Origin of the sequence: Sinorhizobium garamanticum (assembly GCF_029892065.1) — a bacterium.
GTDB classification, from domain to species: domain Bacteria; phylum Pseudomonadota; class Alphaproteobacteria; order Rhizobiales; family Rhizobiaceae; genus Sinorhizobium; species Sinorhizobium garamanticum.
Genome location: NZ_CP120373.1, coordinates 2,312,461 through 2,332,716 on the forward strand (window position 1 = coordinate 2,312,461; position 20,256 = coordinate 2,332,716).

Consider the following 20,256-nt stretch of genomic DNA (forward strand, 5'->3'; position numbering starts at 1 on the left):
ATTGGGGCAAAGAGCACGCTCACCAATGAGCTCTAATAACAAGAGATCGGACCGCTAGGATCTGGTCCAGGGGAAGATTGATGGAGTATTTCGTCCAGCAGCTCGTCAACGGGCTGACGCTTGGGTCTATTTATGGTATGATCGCGATCGGTTATACCATGGTCTACGGCATCATCGGCATGATCAACTTCGCTCATGGCGATATATTCATGCTGGGCGGCTTTGCCGCGCTGATTGTCTTTCTGCTTCTTACCTCATTCATAGCAGGCGTGCCCGTTGTTCTGGCACTTTTGCTTATGATGATCGTGGCGATGCTCGCGGCGTCGCTGTGGAACTGGACGATTGAGCGAGTGGCCTACCGTCCGTTGCGCGGGTCTTTCCGCCTGGCGCCGCTGATTACCGCCATCGGCATGTCGATCGTGCTGTCAAACTTCATTCAGGTGACGCAGGGACCGCGCAACAAGCCGATCCCGCCGCTCGTCTCGTCCGTCTATGACGTGTTGGGCATCGCCGTATCGCTGAAGCAGATCATCATCATCATCATCACGGCAATCCTGCTTTCGAGCTTCTGGTACATCGTCAACAAGACGCCGCTTGGGCGTGCGCAGCGGGCCACCGAGCAGGATCGCAAGATGGCGGCGCTGCTCGGCGTCGATGTCGACCGCACCATTTCAGTGACCTTCATCATGGGCGCCGCCCTCGCTGCCGTGGCGGGTACCATGTATCTCATGTATTATGGCGTCGTTGTTTTCACCGACGGCTTCGTTCCGGGGGTGAAGGCATTCACCGCCGCCGTTCTCGGCGGCATCGGCTCGCTGCCAGGCGCTGTCTTGGGCGGACTGATGATCGGCCTCATCGAATCCCTGTGGTCGGCTTATTTCACAATCGACTACAAGGACGTTGCGACATTCTCGATTCTCGCAATCGTCCTGATCTTCAAGCCGTCGGGTATTCTCGGACGACCGGAAGTCGAGAAGGTATAAATTCCATGGCAAACATTGCATCTACTACTGCAAGCGCCGGCACTGAGGTGACGGCGCGGGCCCTGCGCGAGGCTGTCTTCGCCGGCCTCATCACCCTCGGTTTGTTCGTGCTCTTCGTCGGCCTCAAGACCGACCAGAACATTCGTAACGAGCTGGTCCTCACCCAGCGCTGGGGGCTGCTGGCGATCTTCGTGATCGTTGCCATGGTCGGTCGTTTCCTGATCGTCGCCTACGCCCAGCCCTGGCTCGCGCAGAGAAAGGCGGCAAAGGCCGCTGCCCCGGAGATCGTGAAGGAGGAGGGCTTTTTCAGCCGCAACTTCTCCACGATCGCGATCATGGCACTCATTCTCTATCCGCCGGTGATCCTGGCTCTCACCGGTGTCCAGGGATCGCTGAAATGGGTGGACAACTTCGGCATCCAGATCCTGATCTACGTGATGCTCGCCTGGGGCCTTAACATCGTCGTCGGTCTTGCCGGCCTTCTCGACCTCGGTTACGTGGCGTTTTACGCGGTCGGCGCCTATTCCTATGCGTTGCTTTCCAGCTATTTCGGCCTGTCCTTCTGGGTGCTGCTGCCGGTTGCCGGCCTTCTTTCCGCCTGCTGGGGTATGGTCCTCGGTTTCCCGGTGCTGCGTCTGCGCGGTGACTACCTGGCGATCGTCACCCTCGCCTTCGGGGAAATCATTCGCCTCGTGCTGATCAACTGGACAGAGGTCACCAAGGGCACCTTCGGTGTGTCCGGCATCGCCAAGGCGACGCTGTTCGGCATCAAGTTCGATGCCTCCAAGGATGGCTTTGCGGCGATGATGGGCCTGCCGATCTCGTCGGCCTATTACAAGATCTTTCTGTTCTATTTGATCCTCGGCCTTTGCATGCTGACGGCCTTCGTCACCATCCGGATGCGTCGGATGCCGATCGGGCGTGCCTGGGAAGCGTTGCGCGAAGATGAGATCGCCTGCCGTTCGCTGGGCATCCACACGGTCACGACCAAGCTGACTGCGTTTGCGATGGGCGCTATGTTCGGCGGCCTTGCGGGGTCCTTCTTCGCCGTTCGTCAGGGCTTCGTGTCGCCGGAATCGTTCGTGTTCCTCGAATCTGCGGTGATCCTTGCAATTGTCGTTCTTGGTGGCATGGGATCACTGACCGGCATAGCAATCGCGGCGATTGTCATGATCGGCGGTACCGAAATCCTGCGTGAGCTCACTTTCCTGAAGCTGATCTTCGGACCTAACTTCACGCCCGAACTTTACCGCATGCTGATCTTTGGCCTGGCCATGGTCGTCGTCATGGTCTGGAAGCCGCGCGGCTTCGTCGGATCCCGCGAACCGACCGCGTTCCTCCGCGAGCGTAAGGCCGTCTCCGGCAGCTTTACCAAGGAAGGGCACGGCTGATGGCCCTCGACGAGACAATGACAATGACAAAAGACCCCATTCTCAAGGTTGAGCACCTGTCGATGCGCTTCGGCGGTCTCATGGCCATCAACGACTTCTCCTTCGAGGCCGCTCGCGGCGACATCACCGCGCTGATCGGCCCGAACGGAGCGGGCAAGACGACAGTGTTCAACTGCATCACCGGCTTCTACAAGCCGACGATGGGCATGATCACCATGAAGCAGAGATCCGGAAAGGAATATCTGCTTGAGCGTCTGCCGGACTTCGAGATCACCAAGCGTGCGAAGGTGGCGCGCACGTTCCAGAACATCCGGATGTTCTCAGGCATGACGGTGCTCGAGAACCTTCTGGTCGCGCAGCACAACAAGCTGATGCAGGCGTCGGGCTATACGGTGCTCGGACTGCTCGGATTTCCGGCCTATCGGCAGGCCGCCAAGGATGCGAAGGAACTTGCCAGGCATTGGCTCGAGAAGGCGTCGCTCGTCGATCGCGCCGACGATCCGGCCGGGGACCTCCCCTACGGTGCGCAGCGGCGGCTCGAGATCGCCCGGGCGATGTGCACCGAGCCGGAACTGCTCTGCCTTGATGAGCCTGCGGCCGGCCTCAACCCACGCGAATCGCATGCGCTCAATGAATTGCTGCAGGGCATTCGCACTGAAACGGGCACATCGATCCTGTTGATCGAGCACGATATGTCCGTGGTCATGGAGATTTCCGACCATGTGGTCGTGCTCGAATACGGTCAGAAGATTTCCGACGGCAACCCGGATTTCGTGAAGAACGATCCAAGGGTCATCGCGGCCTATCTGGGTGTCGAGGATAAAGAGGTTGAAGAGGTGATCGAACAGATCGAGGAAATCGAAGGCGGGCAGGGAGGCACCAAGCAATGACTGCGCCACTGCTGCATGTAAGAGCCGTCGAAACCTATTACGGCAATATCCGGGCGCTCAACGGCGTCGATGTGGAGGTCCACCGCGGAGAAATCGTCAGTCTTATCGGCGCCAATGGTGCCGGGAAGTCGACACTGATGATGACGATCTGCGGCAGCCCGCAGGCGCGCACCGGCTCCGTCCATTTCGACGGTCAGGATATCACGCGTCTGCCGACGCACGAGATTGCCCGTCTCAGGATTGCGCAGTCGCCGGAAGGGCGACGCATCTTCCCGCGCATGACGGTTCTTGAGAACCTTCAGATGGGAGCGAGCCTCGACAACCTGAAGCATTTCAACCAAGACGTCGAAAAGATCTTCACGCTCTTCCCGCGCCTGAAGGAGCGGCAGGCGCAACGCGGCGGCACGCTGTCGGGCGGCGAACAGCAGATGCTGTCGATCGGGCGGGCGCTGATGGCGCGGCCGAAGCTTCTGTTGCTCGACGAGCCCTCGCTCGGGCTTGCGCCGCTGATCGTGAAGGGCATCTTCGAAGCGATCAAGAAACTCAACAAGCAAGAGGGCCTGACGGTGTTCCTCGTCGAGCAGAACGCCTTCGGCGCGCTCAAGCTGTCGGACCGCGGTTATGTCATGGTCAACGGCAGGGTGACCATGAGCGGGACAGGCAAGGATCTTCTCGCCAATCCGGAAGTCCGTTCGGCCTATCTCGAAGGCGGCCGTCATTGATGCGCCGCGCCTGGAGTATGTGACATGCAGGGAATTCTCTACGAAGAAGCGTCGATCTGGCAGTTTCTCTTCATCACGTGTGTGCTGGGCGGATGGACTGCCTGGCGGACGGGCAAGAGCGTCGCCGACACGTGGCATAACTTTCCGCGGCTGCTGCTCTACGTGGCGCTGCTAGGCTGGGCTATCCGCTTCATCCATCACGCTCTTTTCGGCGGAACCATGTTCAGCCTGCAGTACTATATCGTGGACACGATCGTGCTTTTGTTGTTTGCTACCGCCGGTTTCCGATACTACCGGACCAGGCAAATGACCAAGAACTACTACTGGCTCTATGAGAAGGCGTCGCCCTTCTCCTGGAAAGCCAAATAAGGGAACAGCGCGTGCCGGTCGATTGCGGCCGGTGCGAAAGAACACCGGCGCAATTAAGGTGGGCATTGCGCAGGCTTGGAAACGAGACCCGCTCGAATATTTGGGAGTAACAAGATGAAAAAGTCTCTTCTGTCGGCCGTTGCGCTGACGGCAATGGTCGCCTTTAGCGGCTCTGCGTGGGCTGACATCCTGGTCGGCGTCGCCGGCCCGTTGACCGGCCCGAACGCTGCGTTCGGTGCGCAGCTTCAGAAAGGTGCGGAACAGGCGGCTGCCGATCTCAACGCTGCAGGCGGCATCAATGGCGAACAGATCAGGGTCGTGCTCGGCGACGACGTGTCGGATGCCAAGCAGGGCGTTTCGGTCGCCAACAAGTTCGTTGCAGACGGCGTGAAGTTCGTCGTTGGCCACTTCAACTCTGGCGTGTCCATCCCGGCTTCGGAAATCTACGCCGAAAACGGCATCCTGCAGATCACGCCGGCCTCCACCAACCCGCAGTTCACGGAGCGCGGCCTGTGGAACACGTTCCGTACTTGCGGTCGCGACGACCAGCAGGGCGCTGTTGCCGGTGCCTACCTCGCCGCCAACTTCAAGGACGCGAAGATCGCTGTTGTTCACGACAAGACCCCCTATGGTCAGGGCCTTGCGGATGAAACCAAAAAGGCAATGAACGAGGCCGGCCTCACCGAATCGCTCTACGAAGGCATCAACACGGGCGACAAGGACTTCTCCGCGCTGATCGCGAAGATGAAGCAGGCCGGTGTTTCCATCGTCTACTACGGCGGTCTGCACACGGAAGCTGGCCTGATCATGCGCCAGATGAAGGACCAGGGCCTGAAGGCAACGATGATGTCGGGTGACGGCATCGTCTCGAACGAACTGGCGTCGATCGCCGGTGACGCCGTTGACGGCACGCTGATGACCTTCTCGCCGGATCCGCGCAAGAACCCGAATGCCAAGGACCTCGTCGAGAAGTTCCGTAACGCCGGCTTCGAACCGGAGGCCTACACGCTTTACGCCTATGCGGCGCTTCAGGTGATCGCAGAAGGCGCCAAGGCTGCCGGCGGCAATGATCCGCAGGCCGTTGCCGAAGCCATCAAGGCCAAGGGCCCGTTCAACACCGCGATCGGCGAACTCGGCTACGACGAAAAGGGCGACATCACCCGCCCGGACTACGTCATGTACACCTGGAAGAAGGGTGACGACGGCAAGTACAGCTACTTCCAGAACGAGTAGTCGTCACTTCGTTCCGCTTTTGGAGGACCCGGCGTGAAAGCGCCGGGTCTTTTTGTTTTGTAGCAGCAATCCACATGCGCCTACAGCGCCGCTTCTTATCAGACACGCAAATCGGCCGGTTTAAGGCACCGTGCCATCGCCTGTACAGCGGCGCCTCATCTCAGCAGCGAGGTACGCAGCGACGCGATCTCCTGCTTGAGCCTGACGAGTTCCGCGGGCTTCATCCCCGTGGCGCTGGCAATGTCACACGGAACGTTGCCAGCCTTTTCCCGCAAGGCGCGGCCGCTTGCTGTCAATTTCACGCGCACTTGTCGTTCGTCGGTCCGGTCCCGGATTCGCGAAATGTAGCCCATGCCTTCGAGGCGCTTCAGCATGGGTGTGAGCGTGCTCGATTCCAGAAAAAGCCTTTCGCCCAAACTGCCGACGGTCTGGTCGTCCTTTTCCCAAAGGACGACCATCACGAGATATTGCGGATAGGTGAGGTCCAACTCGTCCAGCAGCGGCTTGTAGACGCGCGTGAACGCGTGGTTTGTCGAATAGATCGCGAAGCACAGAAAATTGTCGAGTTTCATAAGGTCTTCGTGAGAGGGGCTGTCTGCCTTGGTCATTGTTCCAACTCGAATTTGTTCATATGACAAAATAAATCGTTCGCGATCTAATCGCAAGGTATTGACACATTAAATTTGTCACGCTAAACATCGTGCACGATTTAATTGGCAGCGATATAACGATCAATTGGGCCGCGCCTTTCGGAGAGATTTATATCGCGCACGAGTTAATCGTGAGACTTCAAGCAGAGCCGCACGAGGGAACAAGGGAGCAATTCCATGACAAGCATACAGGCAAGAGCAACGACGAGCGGCATCTCTCGGAGAGACGTGCTGGCTGGCACTCTGGGCGCCGCTGCGGCAGTATCTGCCGTCCGCCCGGCCTCGGCGGCAAGTGCCTCAAATGCAACCACCACCACCAGCGAAGGAGCAAGGACCATGGGCAGCAGGATCGTCACCCGCGACGGCGTCGAAATCTACTACAAGGACTGGGGTCCGAAGGACGGACCGGTCGTCGTGCTCAGCCACGGCTGGCCGCTGTCGGCCGACAGCTGGGAAGCCCAGGCCTTCCATCTCGCCAACAATGGCTTCCGCGTCATCACCCATGACCGCCGCGGCCACGGCCGCTCCAGCCAGCCCTGGGACGGCAACGACATGGACCACTATGCCGACGATCTCGCCGAGCTGATCGAAAAACTGGATCTCGCCGGCATCTTCCTCGCCGGCTTCTCGACCGGCGGCGGCGAGATCTCCCGCTATATCGGCCGCCACGGCACCAAGCGCGTCGCCAAGGCCGGGCTGATCTCGGCGGTGCCGCCCTTGATGGTCAAGACCGACAAGCACCCCGGCGGGCTGCCAAAGGAGGTATTCGACAATCTCCAGGCGGCAAGTGTCGCCGACCGCTCGCAGCTCTACAAGGACATTGCCTCCGGCCCGTTCTTCGGCTTCAACCGGCCGGGTGCCAAGGTTTCGCAAGGCATGATCGACAGTTTCTGGCTGCAGGGCATGATGGGCGGCCACAAGAACACCTATGATTCGATCGCCGCCTTCTCGCAGACCGATTTCACCGAGGACCTGAAGAAGTTCGACGTGCCGACCTTGATCATCCATGGCGACGACGACCAGATCGTGCCGATCGACGCGGCGGCGCGGGCCTCGAAGACGCTCATCCCGCATGCGGTGCTCAAGGTCTATCCCGGCGCCCCGCACGGCATCACCGACACCCACAAGGAGCAGCTCAACCAGGACCTGCTCGAATTCGCGAGGTCGTAATTCCTAAGCGAAACAGAAGGGGCGCCTGAGCGGCGCCCTTTTCTCGTCGGCAACCTCACCACCTTCTTCGCCGGTGGTGAGCCGCCGGGCAGGGTGGCTTAAGCAGTAAGTGTCTCGCCAGGCCAGCGAGAATTTTCCTTGCGAAACAATGCCTTGACTTTGGGGGCTCGCTCGCGGACGATGCCGCCATCGGTACATGCCGTGTGTTGCAAAAATATCCAACGGCCATTCATGAATGATGCAGCAATCGTCGCTCCGCAGCGGGCATGGGGAAAAGGGCGGCTTGTCGCCAAATGCCGGAGCGATCGTACGGCTATCGCCGAACTCTATCAGGAAGGCTGCGCCAAGATCCGTCTCCCAAAGACCTTTGATGCGTCGCTCGAAGCGGTGCTGATCAATTCGTCGGGGGGGATCACCGGCGGCGATCGGATGGCCTGGGCGTTCGAGGCGGGCGAGGGCACGGCGCTGACGTTGACGACGCAGGCCTGCGAGAAGATCTACAGGGCGAGTGCGGGAACGGCCGAGATCTCGACGCGGATCTTTGCTGCTGGCGGAAGCCGGGTCGATTGGCTCCCGCAGGAAACCATCTTCTTCGATCGCGCATCCTTGGCACGGTCCCTGGAGGTCGAACTTGCCGCAGATGCAACCTTTCTGGCGGTCGAGGCGGTTCTTCTCGGCCGCAAAGCCATGGGCGAGGTTGTGCAGGCCGGTCTCTTTCGTGACCGCTGGCGCGTCAGAAGTGGCGGCCGGCTGCTGCATGCGGAGAACCTGACGCTTGCTGATGATATCGCCGCGCTTGCGGGGCGTTCCGCGGTGCTCGGCGGCGCAGCAGCCTTTGCGACATTGCTTTATGTCGGGTCGGATTGCGAAGCGATGCTATCCAGGCTGCGAGGCACGTTTGGCGGCTACGCGAGCGCCGGTGTCAGCCATTTTCAGGTTGCCGGTCGCGACAAGCTGGTCGCCCGCATTGCTGCGACAGGCGGCTTCGCACTTAGAAAAATTCTTGTCCCGGTTATTTCGCACTTGCGTAACGATGCATCTGTGCCGAGAGTCTGGACTCTCTGATCCCACAATTCATTGGACGGCAACGCATGAATCTTACCCCGCGCGAAAAGGACAAGCTGTTGATTTCCATGGCGGCGATGGTCGCGCGCCGGAGGCTGGAGCGTGGCGTGAAGCTCAACCATCCGGAAGCGATCGCCCTCATCACCGACTTCGTCGTCGAAGGTGCGCGGGACGGACGCTCCGTGGCCGAGCTGATGGAAGCCGGCGCGCATGTGCTGACCCGCGACCAGGTCATGGAAGGGATCCCCGAAATGATCCATGACATTCAGATCGAGGCGACCTTTCCGGATGGGACGAAGCTCGTCACGGTCCACGAGCCGATCCGCTAGCGCGGGATGACCGCATCCGCCGCCAACTTTGAGGGGCAACCATGCTTAGCCTACGACCGAACTGCGAATGTTGTGATCGCGATCTGCCGCCCGAGAGCCGAGAGGCCATGATCTGCACGTTCGAATGCACCTTCTGCGCCGAATGTGCCGAGGCGAGCCTCGCCGGCATCTGCCCGAACTGCAGCGGGGAACTGGTCCGCCGGCCGATCCGCCCGGCTGCGATGCTTGCGAAATATCCGGCGTCGACGGACCGGGTGTTGAAGCCGCAAGGTTGCGCGGGTGGCCAAGCGGCGTGAAGAGGAGAGGGACATGATTCCAGGCGAAATCATCGCAGCCGAAGGCGAGGTTGAACTGAACGCCGGTTTCGAAACGGTCACCATCGAGGTTTCCAATTCCGGCGACCGTCCCGTGCAGGTGGGGAGCCACTATCATTTCGCCGAGACGAACCCGGGCCTGATCTTCGATCGTGAAGCGGCCCGCGGCAAGCGGCTCGACATTCCGGCCGGCACTGCAGTGCGCTTCGAGCCCGGCCAGACGAGGCAGGTAACGCTGATCCCGCTTTCCGGCAAGCGCGAGGTGTTTGGTTTCCGCCAGGCGATCATGGGCAAGCTATGAGGATGTTCGCGCCTCTCGCCGGCTTGCTTTTGCTGTCAGCGGTTTCGGCAGTCGCGCAACAGCCAACGGTCGATTGCCAGAATGCCGTTACGCAGATGGACATGAACATCTGCGCTGGCCAGGACTACGACAGAGCCGACGCGGACCTGAACAAAACCTATAAGCAAGCGGTCGCTGCCATGAAGGCGATGGACAAGGAACTCGGCGAAATCGATGCCGCCCATGTCGGGGCCGAAGAGGCATTGAAGAAGGCGCAACGGGCCTGGATCGGCTACCGCGACGGGCAGTGCGAACTGGCCGGGTTCGAGGCGCGTGGCGGCTCGATGGAGCCGATGCTGGTTTCCGGCTGCCTGGCGGAACTGACCCGCAAGCGAACCGCCGAATTGAAGCAACTCCTCGAACCGAGAGGAAACTGACCGTTGAGCGGCCGCACCATTACGATCGTTGGCAATGGCGACGTGCCGCAAGGTGCGGCGGCCGCGATTGACGCCGCCGATCTCGTCATCCGCTTCAACGATTGCCGATCAGTCGGCAAGGGCGGCACGAGGACCGATATTATCGCGGTCTGCAACACTGGTCGCCCTGCGCTGTCGATGCTTGGTGGCGGCCGGTGGAAGACCAGCGACGCAGTGCGGCAGGCGAGTGAGATCTGGAGCGTCCGCTTCGGTGCGAAGTTTGCCGCCATGCGGGCGGACCTTGCGAAAACGCACCCGAATCTCGACGATTTCTGCGACGATTACACGATGGGTTTCGAAGCTTTCGCACGTGCGACCGGCCGGCGCCATCGGGTGATCCCGGTGGAAACGCACGAGCGACTCGATCGCGATCTCGCCCGCTTCACGCCGGCGCCCTATGTCGTGCCGTCGAGCGGCCTGGTGGTAGTCGCCGACGTCCTGTCCGATTTCATCCAGCCCGGAGACGACGTCGTGCTTGCCGGCTTCGGCCATAGCGGCTGGGAATGGCATCCCTTTGCGGCGGAGCGCCGGTACGTTGACGCACTTGTCGCCGAAGGCCGCCTGCGCCGCCTCGGTCAATCCCAATCTTCAGACTTTTCCCAGGGAGCCTGATCCATGCCCTACAAGATGTCGCGCGCGGCCTATGCCAACATGTTCGGTCCGACGGTGGGCGACAAGGTGCGCCTTGCCGATACCGAGCTTTTCATCGAGGTCGAGAAGGATTTCACCACCTATGGTGAAGAGGTGAAGTTCGGCGGCGGCAAGGTCATCCGTGACGGCATGGGGCAAAGCCAAGTGACGCGCGAGGGCGGCGCCGTCGATACCGTGATCACCAACGCGCTGATCCTCGACCATTGGGGGATCGTGAAGGCGGATATCGGCCTCAAGGACGGGCGGATCGCGGCGATCGGCAAGGCCGGCAATCCGGACACGCAGCCGGGTGTCACCATCATCGTCGGACCGGGCACGGAGGTCATCGCCGGCGAGGGCAAGATCGTCACGGCCGGCGGCATGGACAGCCATATTCATTTCATCTGCCCGCAGCAGATCGAGGAAGCGCTGATGAGCGGCATCACCTGCATGCTGGGCGGCGGCACCGGCCCGGCGCACGGCACGCTCGCAACGACCTGCACCCCCGGCCCCTGGCACATCGCCCGGATGATCGAGGCAGCGGACGCCTTTCCGATGAATCTCGCCTTTGCCGGCAAGGGCAATGCCTCGCTCCCCGGTGCGCTGGTGGAAATGGTGCTCGGCGGTGCCACGTCGCTGAAGCTGCACGAGGATTGGGGCACGACGCCGGCGGCGATCGACTGCTGCCTGTCGGTCGCCGACGAATATGACGTCCAGGTGATGATCCACACCGATACGCTGAACGAAAGCGGCTTCGTCGAGGATACGATCGCCGCGATCAAGGGCCGGACAATCCACGCCTTCCATACGGAGGGGGCGGGCGGTGGCCATGCGCCGGATATCATCAAGATCTGCGGCCAGCCGAATGTCATTCCGTCCTCGACCAATCCGACGCGGCCCTATACGCTCAACACGCTGGCAGAGCATCTCGACATGCTGATGGTCTGCCATCACCTGTCGCCCTCCATCCCGGAGGATATTGCCTTTGCCGAAAGCCGCATCCGCAAGGAAACGATCGCGGCCGAGGACATCCTGCACGACATCGGCGCCTTTTCGATCATCTCGTCCGACAGCCAGGCGATGGGCCGCGTCGGCGAGGTGGCGATCCGAACCTGGCAGACGGCCGACAAGATGAAGCGCCAGCGCGGGCGGCTCAGGCAAGAGACCGGCGACAACGACAACTTCCGGGTCAAGCGCTACATCGCCAAATACACGATCAACCCCGCGATCGCGCACGGTCTCAGCCACGAGATCGGTTCGCTCGAAGTGGGCAAGCGTGCCGACCTCGTCATCTGGAACCCGGCGTTCTTCGGCGTGAAGCCCGACATGGTGCTGCTCGGTGGCTCGATCGCCGCGGCACTGATGGGCGATCCGAACGCCTCGATCCCGACACCGCAGCCGGTCCACTACCGGCCGATGTTCGGGGCCTATGGCCGGAACCGCACGAATTCCTCCGTCACCTTCGTCTCGCAGGCATCGCTTGATGCCGGACTTGCAGGCAGGCTCGGTGTCGCCAAGGAACTCGTCGCCGTCCAGAACACCCGCGGCGGCATCGGCAAGGCGTCGATGATCCACAACAGCCTCACGCCGCATATCGAGGTCGACCCGGAGACCTACGAGGTCCGTGCCGACGGCGAACTCTTGACCTGCGAGCCGGCGACGGTTCTGCCGATGGCGCAACGCTACTTCCTGTTCTAGGCGGACGCCCTCGGAGCATTTGTGCATGACTAAAACGGTCAGGCGGTTCTTCACGGCCATCGTGCTCCTTATGCTCGCCGTCGCTTTCGGGACATTGGTTCCGCGTCCGCTCATGCCCGTCTATGCTTCATCCGAGATGGCGGGCTCGCGACGGGTCCTACTGATTTCCGGCCCGATTCACACAGACATCGCCCTTCCCTTGGATGAGGCATTGCGGGCAAGATTCAGTTTTGTCGGTAGCGCCGGTGTACCTCTTCGGCACCCTGGCGGCGAATGGCTGATCTTCGGGTGGGGAGGGCGCGCCTTTTATCTGGAAACGCCAACCTGGAGCGATCTGAAACCGCTACCGGTTTTGCGGGCACTCACTATCGATCGCTCCGTGATGCACGTCGACATCGCAGGGCGTATCGTCGAACCGCAGGAATCAGTCACTGCATTTGAGGTCGATGACGCGGAATTCGAGCGGCTTGTGAACTTCATATCCGATAGCTTCGAGAAAGAGGCGGGCCAAGTCGTCCCGATTCGTGACTTCTCATACGGTCCGGACGATCGCTTCTTCGAGGCGAAGGGCTATTTCAACGCGCTGTTCGGCTGCAATACCTGGACTGCAAGCGCATTGAGATCAGCCGGCATTCGGACCGGATTCTGGAATCCTCTTCCAGCAACGCTTGGCGTCTCGCTCGACCTCCACAATTAGCACACCGCGAAGCAGCGCAGAGAGCCATGCGGCCGCCGCATGGCAGCTATGCGCGGCCACCGAAATCGCCGCTTTGATGCTGCACCGCAGCGGAATCTCCGATAGGAAAGGCTCTCACTTTCCGGCCGGCTGCGCTTTCCTCCCAAGACTGATTGCTGCCGGCAGCCAGTTCGAAGGAGATAATGATGCTCGGCAGAAAAGTTCCCGCTGTAACCTTCCGCACCCGCGTCCGCGACGAAGCCGTCGGCGGTTCCAATCCGTTCCGCTGGCAGGATGTTTCGTCGGACGACTATTTCGCCGGCAAACGCGTCGTGCTGTTTTCGCTCCCAGGTGCCTTCACGCCGACCTGCTCGACATACCAGCTTCCGGATTTCGAAAAGCTCGCCGCTGAGTTCCGCGCCGAAGGCATCGATGAGATCTACTGCATTTCGGTCAACGACGCCTTCGTGATGAACGCCTGGGGCAAGTCGCAGAACCTCGAAAACGTCAAGCTGATCCCGGACGGCTCGGGTGAATTCACCCGCAAGATGGGCATGCTGGTCGCCAAGGACAATCTCGGCTTCGGCATGCGCTCCTGGCGTTATGGCGCCGTCATCAACAATGGCGTCGTCGAGCAGTGGTTCGAAGAGGAAGGCTACTCCGACAATTGCGACAGCGATCCGTACGGCGTTTCCTCGCCGCAAAACATTCTCACCGCGCTGAAGTCGCAAAAGATCGCCGCCTGATCCGGTCGTGAATGCCTGTGCCTCTCAAGAGGCGCAGGGCTGAGAACAGCTGAAGGCCCCGGTTCTCCAGGCAGGCTGCGTGAAACCATTTCGCTTTCCGCGTTCCTGCTGGCGCCGGGGCCTTTTCTTGTTACATTGGTGCGACTACAGCGCCGCGCGCCTTATTAGGTGCGCAAAGGACGCTGTAGCACTTTGAATTGCTGCATGTTTTTACCCTTAAATCGCCTGCGATTTAAGGAAACATGCAGTAGGCGCGGCGAGGATCGATGGTTTGCGTTATCGCATATCTGAAGGCACATACGGGCAAAGGCGATGACGTCGTCGCCCTAGCGGCACCGCTGCTTGAAGCCAGCCGCACGGAAGCGGGCTGCATCAGCTATGATCTCTATCGCAAGCCCGCGGAACCGGACACGCTGGTCTTCGTCGAGCACTGGAAAGACCGGGCGGCCGTGGACGCGCATTTTGCCGAGCCGTACCTGAAGGCCTTTCAGGCGGCGATGGCGGATCTCCTGGCGGACGTTCGCATCGAGGTCCTGCACCCGGAAAAGATAGAGGTGATCTGACGTGCCTTATCGCTCGACCGAAGTTCTGTCGCCAGGCCCCGCGGACAAGGTGCCGCTTCACAGTGTGACGCTCGCCCATGACGAGCGCCATCTGCGGCGCAAGCTGCTCCATCTCGAAAACGACGATGTGGTGATGCTCGACCTCAAGCAACCGGTGATGCTCGCCGATGGCGACCTCCTGGTGCTGGAAGGCGGCGGCTATATCCGGATCAAGGCCGCCAACGAGGCGCTTTACGAGGTTCGCGCACGGGACGGCCTACATCTCATCGAACTTGCCTGGCATCTCGGCAATCGACATCTTCCGGCGGCGGTCGAGGAGGGGCGGATCCTGATCGCCCGCGATCCCGTCATCCGTGCGATGCTCGAAGGGCTGGGCGCCACTGTCAGCGAAGTGACCGAACCGTTCCAACCGCTGCGTGGTGCTTATCATGGTGGCGGGCACGGTCACGACCATCACGGCCATGGCGGTCACCATCACGATCATGGCTGACCAGGCCGACACGCGGGCGCTTTTGCGCCTGGTCACCTGGCTCTCACCTGCCTTTCCGGTCGGTTCCTTCGCCTATTCCGGGGGGCTGGAACAGGCGGTTCACGATGGCCTCGTCACCAGTGCCGAAGAGCTGCGGCTTTGGCTGGAAACGCTGCTGACGCGCGGCGGCATGTGGAACGACGCCGTTCTCCTCGCCGAAAGCTACCGGGGACATGACGATCCGCGACGATTGAAGGCGGCGAGCGAGCTGGCCGAAGCGTTGGCGGGTTCGTCGGAGCGGCACATGGAAACCGTATTGCAGGGCGAGGCGTTTCTTGCCGCCGCGCGCAGCTGGCCGAGCGCCGTATTCGAGTTGCTCGGACCGGTGGCGGTCTATCCGGTGGCGGTCGGTGCCGTGGCCGGTGCGCATGGCACGGGACTGCGGTCCTCCCTGGCGGCCTTTCTCGGCGCCGCGGCCTCGAACGCCGTTTCGGCTGCCATCCGCTGCGGCGTAATCGGTCAGCGCGATGGCGTCGCTGTGTTGGCCGGCCTCGAAAACACGATTGCCGCTGTAGCCGAACGCGCCGCGCAGAGCTCGCTGGACGAGCTTGGCTCGGCTACGATCATGGCGGATGTTTCGTCGCTGAGACACGAAACCCTCTATACCCGCCTGTTCCGCTCCTAGATCACGATGATTTTGGGTCGAATCGACCCAAATTCATAAACGTGATCGATTCTAATAAGGTAGAGCGGGATGCGGGCGGAAAACCGCACACACTTTTCCTCATCCCGCTCTAACGGGCGGCCATTCTGAAAGGACAAGCAGATGTCATCGAAAAACGGTCCGCTTCGCGTCGGGATCGGCGGCCCGGTTGGTTCCGGCAAGACGGCGCTGACGGACAAGCTCTGCAAGGCGATGCGGGAGAAATATTCCGTCGCGGTCGTCACCAATGACATCTACACCAAGGAAGATGCCGAAGCGCTGGTACGGATGCAGGCACTGCCGTCGGAACGGATCGTCGGTGTCGAAACCGGTGGCTGCCCGCATACGGCGATACGCGAGGACGCGTCGATCAATCTGCAGGCGATCGCCGATCTCAACCGCCGGATTCCCGATCTCGACGTGGTCTTCATCGAATCGGGCGGCGACAATCTGGCGGCGACCTTTTCTCCCGATCTCGCCGACCTGACGATCTACGTAATCTCCGTCTGCCAGGGCGAGGAAATTCCGCGCAAGGGCGGCCCGGGGATCACCAAGTCCGATCTCCTTGTGATCAACAAGAAGGACCTCGCGCCCTATGTCGGGGCCGACCTCGACGTGATGGAACGGGACGCGGAGCGAATGCGCGCGGCAAAGCCGTTCGTGTTTTCGGACATGAAGCGCGGCGACGGCATAGACCGGATCGTCGAGTTTCTCACGGTACAGGGGGGACTTTAGGTCACCGCCCGTCAGAACCTCTCCAGCGCTTGCCGGTCGCGGATTTCGATCACGCGGCCTTTGACCGTGACGCCTGATTGGCGGAGCGTCGAGAAGGCGCGCGACAAGGCCTCCGGCGCGAGGCCGAGCTTGCCCGCAAGCACGTTCTTCTGGAACGGCAGGCGGAAGGAGAAGCTGCTCAGACCGTCCGGGCAATGGCTGAGGATATAGCTGGCGACCCGCTGAGGCGCGGTAAGCAGTCGGTCCTCGGCAAGGCAGTCTTCCGCCATCTTGCCATGGCGGCAGAGAAGTTCGATCAGCGCCTGGGCGACATCGGTATTTTTCCGCAGCAAGCTGACGAAGCTTGTGGCTTTCGAACCGCGCGACGATCAAAGCCTCCGCTGCCTGCGCATTGGCGGTCGCACGATGCTCCAGGAACATGGCGTTTGCGCCGAAGATCTCGCCCTTCGGCAATACGGCAATGTCGGCTTCGCGACCGTCCTTGCCCAAGCGGTAGAGACGGACGAGACCCGAGAGCACGAAGAAGACATGGTCGATCCGCTCGTCCTGACGAAACAGGATATCGTATTCCTCGTGCGTGGAAACGATTGCGCCCTCGAGGATTGCCTCTGCCGTCGGACGCGGCAGTCTCGCAAAGAAACGCGAATCGAGAAGAACGGTTCTGTCGGTCGAGGTCAGTCGCAAGGTCTTCATCCGTGCCATTCCCGAATTGGATCGACCAGATCCTAATCGGTCATCGAAAGACGTGAATTGACCCCGATCAAATAACTTTCACAAAAAGGCCCGCGCATGACGGCGCGGGCTTTGGACAATAGGTTAAGTCTTGCGGCGCAGGAGCGGTTTTATTCGGCGGCAAGCGCGGGATGGTTGATGACCTTGCGATCGGACTTGTCGTCACGCTGCTCTTCCAGCGCCTTGATGCGCTCCTGCAATTCCTCGAGCGTGCCGCCCTGTTCGGCGGCGAGCTGTGTCAGTGTCTCGCGGTCGAGCGGCAGGTCCTCCTCCTCTTTCTTGCCGACGAAGCGGCCGAAGATGCGGGCGAGCAGCCGCGAAAGGTCGTCCATGATCAGGAAGAATGAGGGAACCACGACGAGGCTGAGGATGGTCGAGACGATGATGCCGCCGATCACCGCGATCGCCATCGGCGCGCGGAAGGAGCCGCCTTCACCGACGCCGAGCGCCGACGGCAGCATGCCGGCGGACATGGCGATCGAGGTCATGACGATCGGGCGTGCACGCTTGCGGCCGGCTTCGATCATCGACATGGTGCGGTCCATGCCGTGATGCATCATCTCGATACCGAAATCCACGAGCAGGATCGCGTTCTTGGTGACGATACCCATCAGCATGAGGATACCGATCAGCACCGGCATCGAAAGCGCGTTCTGGGTCAGGATCAGCCCGGCCGCAACGCCGCCGATTGCGAGCGGCAGCGAGAACAGGATGGTGAACGGCTGGATCACGTCCTTGAACAGGAGGATGAGCACCACCAGCACCATCATCAGGCCAAGCAGCATGGCGTTGCCGAAGCTCTGCTGCATTTCTGCCTGCACCTCGGCGTCGCCGCTTTCGAGGAACTCCACCGTCCCGGGCAGCTTGGCTTCGGCCGCGATCTGCTTGAAGCGGTCGGACGCGGTGTTGAGCGCGACGCCGATCGGCAGGTCGGCACCGAGCGCCACGACGCGGTTGCGATCGTATCGCTTGATGGAGCTGGGACCCTCCGAATAGTTGATGTCCGCGACGCTCGAAAGCGGAACGGTCGCCCCCGACGCGGTCTGGACCTTGAGGTTGCGGATTGCCGCGAGATCCGTGCGGAAATCGCGGTTGAGCTGGACGCGGATCGGGATCAGCCGGCCGTCGAGCGCGATCTTGGTGAGTTGCGCGTCGATGTCGCCGATTGTGGCGACGCGGATCACCTCGGAGATCTGCTGCGTGGTGATGCCGAGGCGGGACATCTGATCGGCGCGCGGACGGATCTGCAGTTCCGGCCGCGGCAATGCGCCGTCGGGGCTGACATTGGCGAGCAGGGGATCGCTGCGCAGCTTCGCTTCGAGAGTCGCGACCGCCGTGTCCAGGTCTGCGTCGTTGTTGGAAAGCAGGTTGAACGATAGATCGCGCTCGCCACGGTCATTGAGCTTGGTGACGCGAACGTCGGGGATCGAGCGCAGCTTTGCGAATATCTCCCTTTCGATCTCAGATTGCGGCTTGATGCGGCCCGCCGGCGGCAGCTTCGGAAGATACTTGCCGATAAGTGGCGTGCGGCCCATGACGTCGTTGACGACTTTGTTGACGAGGGAGTGATCGAGCTTCTTGAGAAGCACCGTGACTGCGGCGCGCCGCAGTTCGAGATCGCCCTTCGGCGAGGCGCCGCCGAGCACGAAGACGTTTTCGACGCCGTCTATGTCCTTTATGCGGTTGTAGATCTCGGTCGTTGTGCGATCCGTATCCTCGAGCATCGCATCCGGCGGCAATTCGATCGACAGGCTCACGCGCGAATTGTCCTCCGGCGGCAGGAAGCTGCCTGGCACGAAGACGATCAGCGCGAAAACGGAGCCGATCGAGAGGAGGATAGCGGCAAGCAGTGTGGCATAGCGGGTGTACCAGCGTTTCGTGGTGAAGCGCACGACGCGGCTGTACTGCCGCATCATGAAGCCGTCGCCATTGTAGTGACCGCCGCCGACATCCGTCGGCTTCATCAGATAGGCGGCCATCACCGGCGTGATCAGGCGGGCGACGAGCAGCGAAAAGAAGACGGAGACCGCGACCGTCAGGCCGAACTGGATGAAGTACTGCCCCGGAATGCCCGGCATGAAGGAGACCGGGACAAAGACGGCGATGATGGTGAAGGTGGTGGCGATCACCGCAAGGCCGATTTCGTCCGCCGCCTCGATCGAGGCCTTGTAAGGCGACTTGCCCATGCGGATATGCCGCTCGATGTTCTCGATCTCCACGATCGCATCATCGACGAGGATACCGGTCGCGAGCGTCATCGCGAGGAAGCTGACGAGGTTCAGCGAGAAGCCGAGGAGCTCCATCACCCAGAAGGTTGGAATCGCAGAGAGCGGCAACGCGACCGCCGAGATTAGGGTTGCGCGCCAGTTGCGCAGGAACAGCATCACGACGAGAACGGCGAGCAGGGCGCCTTCGATCAGCGTGTGAATGGCGGCCTCGTAGTTGCCGTAGGTAAAGTAGACCGAATCGTCCACCATCTCGATAGTGACATCCGGATTCTTCGCCCGGATTTCGTCGAGCGTCTTGGCGACCGTTTCGGCGACGGTCACTTCGCTGGCGCCCTTGGAGCGGAAGACCGCGAAGGTGACGCCCGGGTTGCCGTTAAAGCGGGCAAACGACTTCGGCTCCTCGTAGGTGTCGGTCACCGTGCCGAGTTTCGACAGGCGCACGAAGCGACCGTTCGGGAGCGAAATCATCGTATTGGAAAGCTCGGCCACGTCGCGCGTGTCGCCGAGCGTGCGGATCGCCTGTTCGCTGCCGCCGACCTGGCCGCGCCCGGAACCGAGATCCATGTTCATCCGGCGAAGCTGGCTGTTGACATCGGCGGCGGTGATGCCGAAGGAGTTCAGTCGGTCTTCATTGAGCTCGATGCGGACCTCGCGGTCGGAGCCGCCATAGCGGTCGACACGGCCGATGCCGCTCTTGCCCTGGATCGCACGCTTGATCGTGTCATCCACGAACCAGGAGAGCTCCTCGAGCGTCATGCCGGGGGAGGAGACGGCGAAAGTTTGGATCGCCTGGCCTTCGACGTCGACCTTGGAGACGATCGGCTCCTCTATCGAGGTCGGCAGGTCGCTGCGGATGCGGTCGATCGCGTCCTTGACGTCCTGCACGGCTTGAGTCGTCGGCACCTCCATGCGGAAGATGACGGCGGTGGTTGAACTGCCGTCGGTGATCGTCGACTGGATGTGGTCGACGCCGGAGACGCCGGCGACCGCGTCCTCGATCTCCTTGGTGACCTGGGTTTCGAGTTCAGCGGGGGCGGCGCCGCTCTGCGTGACGGCGATCTGTACGATCGGCACGTCGATGTTCGGGAAGCGGGTGATCGGCAGCGAATTGAACGACTGCCAGCCGAGCACGACCAGCACGAAGAAGGCCAGAATCGGCGCGACCGGATTGCGGATGGACCAGGCTGAGAAGTTCATGGTCTCT

22 protein-coding genes and 1 pseudogene are annotated in these 20,256 nt (G+C 61.3%); 20 read left to right on the forward strand and 3 right to left on the reverse strand.

Annotation, left to right across the window (positions count from 1 at the left end):
• The first annotated feature begins 80 nt into the window (after positions 1–80).
• The 6 genes from PZN02_RS10705 to PZN02_RS10730 all read left to right on the forward strand — a co-directional run bounded on the left by PZN02_RS10705 (position 81) and on the right by PZN02_RS10730 (position 5,588).
• The gene (locus tag PZN02_RS10705) at positions 81–983 is read left to right on the forward strand and encodes a branched-chain amino acid ABC transporter permease (protein WP_280657985.1); all 903 of its coding nucleotides are present in this window, start codon (positions 81–83) and stop codon (positions 981–983) included.
• 5 nt (positions 984–988) lie between these two features.
• Positions 989–2,374: a high-affinity branched-chain amino acid ABC transporter permease LivM gene (gene livM, locus PZN02_RS10710; RefSeq protein WP_280657986.1), complete on the forward strand. Its 1,386-nt coding sequence runs from the start codon at positions 989–991 to the stop codon at positions 2,372–2,374.
• Positions 2,374–3,264 (forward strand): ABC transporter ATP-binding protein, encoded by an 891-nt coding sequence (locus tag PZN02_RS10715; protein ID WP_280657988.1) that lies wholly within the window; start codon positions 2,374–2,376, stop codon positions 3,262–3,264. Before livM ends, PZN02_RS10715 begins: the two co-directional genes overlap by 1 nt.
• A complete protein-coding gene (locus PZN02_RS10720) occupies positions 3,261–3,986 on the forward strand; it encodes an ABC transporter ATP-binding protein (protein ID WP_280657989.1) in 726 nt (241 codons plus the stop codon). The genes PZN02_RS10715 and PZN02_RS10720 overlap by 4 nt, the downstream gene beginning before the upstream one ends.
• Before the next feature lie 24 nt (positions 3,987–4,010).
• The gene (locus tag PZN02_RS10725; protein ID WP_280657990.1) at positions 4,011–4,355 is read left to right on the forward strand and encodes a DUF6867 family protein; all 345 of its coding nucleotides are present in this window, start codon (positions 4,011–4,013) and stop codon (positions 4,353–4,355) included.
• A 114-nt stretch (positions 4,356–4,469) separates the two neighbouring features.
• On the forward strand, positions 4,470–5,588 hold the full coding sequence (locus PZN02_RS10730; RefSeq protein WP_280657991.1) for a branched-chain amino acid ABC transporter substrate-binding protein: 1,119 nt from the start codon (positions 4,470–4,472) through the stop codon (positions 5,586–5,588).
• A gap of 155 nt (positions 5,589–5,743) precedes the next feature.
• On the opposite strand, the gene PZN02_RS10735 is transcribed toward PZN02_RS10730, so the two are convergent.
• Positions 5,744–6,196, reverse strand: a complete 453-nt coding sequence (locus tag PZN02_RS10735; protein ID WP_280657992.1) for a MarR family winged helix-turn-helix transcriptional regulator — start codon at positions 6,194–6,196, stop codon at positions 5,744–5,746.
• A gap of 219 nt (positions 6,197–6,415) precedes the next feature.
• On the opposite strand from PZN02_RS10735, the gene PZN02_RS10740 reads away from it, so the two are divergent.
• From PZN02_RS10740 to ureG, 14 genes are all read left to right on the forward strand, one after another.
• A complete protein-coding gene (locus PZN02_RS10740) occupies positions 6,416–7,408 on the forward strand; it encodes an alpha/beta fold hydrolase (protein ID WP_280657993.1) in 993 nt (330 codons plus the stop codon).
• Between the two features lie 231 nt (positions 7,409–7,639).
• Complete coding sequence (locus PZN02_RS10745; protein WP_280657994.1) at positions 7,640–8,473, forward strand: urease accessory protein UreD; 834 nt, start codon at positions 7,640–7,642, stop codon at positions 8,471–8,473.
• 26 nt (positions 8,474–8,499) lie between these two features.
• Positions 8,500–8,802 (forward strand): urease subunit gamma, encoded by a 303-nt coding sequence (locus PZN02_RS10750; protein WP_026618115.1) that lies wholly within the window; start codon positions 8,500–8,502, stop codon positions 8,800–8,802.
• 41 nt (positions 8,803–8,843) lie between these two features.
• On the forward strand, positions 8,844–9,098 hold the full coding sequence (locus tag PZN02_RS10755; protein ID WP_280657995.1) for a DUF1272 domain-containing protein: 255 nt from the start codon (positions 8,844–8,846) through the stop codon (positions 9,096–9,098).
• Positions 9,099–9,111: 13 nt separating this feature from the next.
• Positions 9,112–9,417, forward strand: a complete 306-nt coding sequence (locus PZN02_RS10760; protein WP_280657996.1) for an urease subunit beta — start codon at positions 9,112–9,114, stop codon at positions 9,415–9,417.
• Positions 9,414–9,833, forward strand: coding sequence for a lysozyme inhibitor LprI family protein (locus tag PZN02_RS10765; RefSeq protein WP_280657997.1), 420 nt, complete (start codon positions 9,414–9,416; stop codon positions 9,831–9,833). Before PZN02_RS10760 ends, PZN02_RS10765 begins: the two co-directional genes overlap by 4 nt.
• A gap of 3 nt (positions 9,834–9,836) precedes the next feature.
• A complete protein-coding gene (locus PZN02_RS10770) occupies positions 9,837–10,484 on the forward strand; it encodes a Urease operon accessory protein (protein ID WP_280657998.1) in 648 nt (215 codons plus the stop codon).
• Between the two features lie 3 nt (positions 10,485–10,487).
• The gene (ureC, locus tag PZN02_RS10775; RefSeq protein ID WP_280657999.1) at positions 10,488–12,200 is read left to right on the forward strand and encodes an urease subunit alpha; all 1,713 of its coding nucleotides are present in this window, start codon (positions 10,488–10,490) and stop codon (positions 12,198–12,200) included.
• Positions 12,201–12,225: 25 nt separating this feature from the next.
• Positions 12,226–12,897 carry a TIGR02117 family protein gene (locus PZN02_RS10780; RefSeq protein WP_280658000.1) on the forward strand — a complete coding sequence of 224 codons (672 nt, stop codon included), beginning with the start codon at positions 12,226–12,228 and terminating at the stop codon, positions 12,895–12,897.
• Between the two features lie 185 nt (positions 12,898–13,082).
• The gene (locus tag PZN02_RS10785) at positions 13,083–13,622 is read left to right on the forward strand and encodes a peroxiredoxin (RefSeq protein ID WP_280661455.1); all 540 of its coding nucleotides are present in this window, start codon (positions 13,083–13,085) and stop codon (positions 13,620–13,622) included.
• 266 nt (positions 13,623–13,888) lie between these two features.
• A complete protein-coding gene (locus tag PZN02_RS10790) occupies positions 13,889–14,185 on the forward strand; it encodes a putative quinol monooxygenase (RefSeq protein WP_280658001.1) in 297 nt (98 codons plus the stop codon).
• Position 14,186: 1 nt separating this feature from the next.
• Positions 14,187–14,675, forward strand: a complete 489-nt coding sequence (gene ureE / locus PZN02_RS10795; RefSeq protein WP_280658002.1) for an urease accessory protein UreE — start codon at positions 14,187–14,189, stop codon at positions 14,673–14,675.
• Entirely contained in the window at positions 14,668–15,339 is a 672-nt protein-coding gene (locus PZN02_RS10800) for an urease accessory protein UreF (protein WP_280661456.1), read from the forward strand. The genes ureE and PZN02_RS10800 overlap by 8 nt, the downstream gene beginning before the upstream one ends.
• A 141-nt stretch (positions 15,340–15,480) precedes the next feature.
• Complete coding sequence (ureG, locus tag PZN02_RS10805) at positions 15,481–16,092, forward strand: urease accessory protein UreG (protein ID WP_280658003.1); 612 nt, start codon at positions 15,481–15,483, stop codon at positions 16,090–16,092.
• Positions 16,093–16,103: 11 nt separating this feature from the next.
• Here the strand turns inward: ureG and PZN02_RS10810 are convergent.
• Positions 16,104–16,785 (reverse strand): annotated as a pseudogene (locus PZN02_RS10810) (Crp/Fnr family transcriptional regulator).
• A gap of 149 nt (positions 16,786–16,934) precedes the next feature.
• Entirely contained in the window at positions 16,935–20,249 is a 3,315-nt protein-coding gene (locus PZN02_RS10815; RefSeq protein WP_280658004.1) for an efflux RND transporter permease subunit, read from the reverse strand.
• Positions 20,250–20,256: the final 7 nt, after the last annotated feature.